At 77.3% G+C, this 1,456-nt stretch carries 2 protein-coding genes; both read left to right on the forward strand.

Features of this window, described 5'->3' with window-relative positions; genetic code table 11:
- The coding region (locus GTW08_RS28195; RefSeq protein ID WP_346009985.1) for a sensor histidine kinase at positions 1-559 on the forward strand (559 nt) is incomplete at its 5' end.
- A 29-nt stretch (positions 560-588) separates the two neighbouring features.
- On the forward strand, positions 589-1,456 hold an 868-nt coding region (locus GTW08_RS28200; protein ID WP_161152764.1), incomplete at its 3' end, for an ABC transporter ATP-binding protein.

The following is a 1,456-nucleotide window of genomic DNA, read 5'->3' on the forward strand; positions in this document are numbered from 1 at the left end:
GGCGCTCGGGCACATCGCCGACTCGGTGCGCCGGGTCGCCGAGGCGCTGCCCGCGCTGGCCGACCTGGGTCCGGACCCGGACGGCGCGGACCTGTCCCCCGCCGCGCTGGAGGCGCTGGTGGCGCCGTCCCGCTCGGCGGGTCTGCCGGTCGAGGTGACGGTCGAGGGCGCTCCGGCGGGGACGCCCGGTGAGGCGGAGCTGTTCGCGCGGCGCATCGTCACCGAGGCCCTGACCAACACCCTGCGCCACGCCGGGCCCACCCCCACCCGGGTGCGGGTCACCCGGGGCGGCGACGGCGACCCCGTCGTCGTGGAGGTCGACGACGACGGCCCGGTGCCCGGCCACCGGCCCGACGGGACCGGCTCCGGCCTGGGCCTGCTCGGCATGCGGGAGCGGGTCGCGCTGCTCGGCGGCGACCTGTGCACCGGCCCCGGCGACGGTCCGGGGTGGACGGTCCGCGCGGTGCTGCCCCGCAGCCCGCTCGTCCGCGAGGACGACCCCGCCGCGTCGCCGATCTCGTCCTGCGCGCCGATCCGCGAAGGGGCACCCGGCTCGTAGCGTCGGCCCCCACGAGCGGGGAGGGACCGATGACAGCACAGCAGCAGCTCCGGGCCGGGCCGGTGACCGGCACCGGCGCGACGCTCGAGATCGACGCGCTGACCAAGCGCTACGGCGGCACGGTCGCCCTGGACGGGGTGAGCTTCGACGTCCGCCCGGGCGAGATCTTCGGCTTCGTCGGCTCCAACGGCGCCGGGAAGACGACGACGATGCGGATCGCCCTCGGGGTGCTGGCGGCGGACTCCGGGCAGGTCCGCCTCGGCGGGCGCCCGGTCGATCTCGACGTGCGCCGCACGATCGGCTACATGCCCGAGGAGCGCGGGCTGTACCCGAAGATGAAGGTCGGCGAGCAGCTCACCTACCTGGCCGAGCTGCACGGCGTCGACCGGGCCGCGGCGCGCCGGGCGGTGCTGCGCTGGGCCGAGCAGCTCGGTGTGGACCACCGGCTCGGTGACACCGTCGACGCGCTCAGCCTGGGCAACCAGCAGCGCGTGCAGCTGGCCGCCGCGCTCGTGCACGACCCGGCGGTGCTGGTGCTCGACGAGCCGTTCTCCGGGCTGGACCCGGTCGCCGTCGACGTGATGAGCGAGGTGCTGCGGGAGAAGGCCCGCGCCGGGGTGCCGGTGCTGTTCTCCAGCCACCAGCTCGACCTGGTGCAGCGGCTGTGCGACCGGGTCGGGATCCTCGTGGCCGGCCGGATGCGGACCGTCGGCACCGTCGGCGAGGTGCGCCGCGGTGGCGGCACCCGGCTGGAGGTCCACGCCCCCGCCGCCGCAGCCGGCTGGGCGCAGGGCCTGCCCGGGGTCACCGTGCTCACCCACGACCGCGGCCGCACCGTCCTGGCGCTCGGCGACGGCGCCGACGACCAGCGGGTCCTCGCCGCGGCGCTCGCCACCG

Origin of the sequence: Pseudonocardia sp. SID8383, assembly GCF_009864975.1 — a bacterium.
GTDB lineage: Bacteria > Actinomycetota > Actinomycetes > Mycobacteriales > Pseudonocardiaceae > Pseudonocardia > Pseudonocardia alni.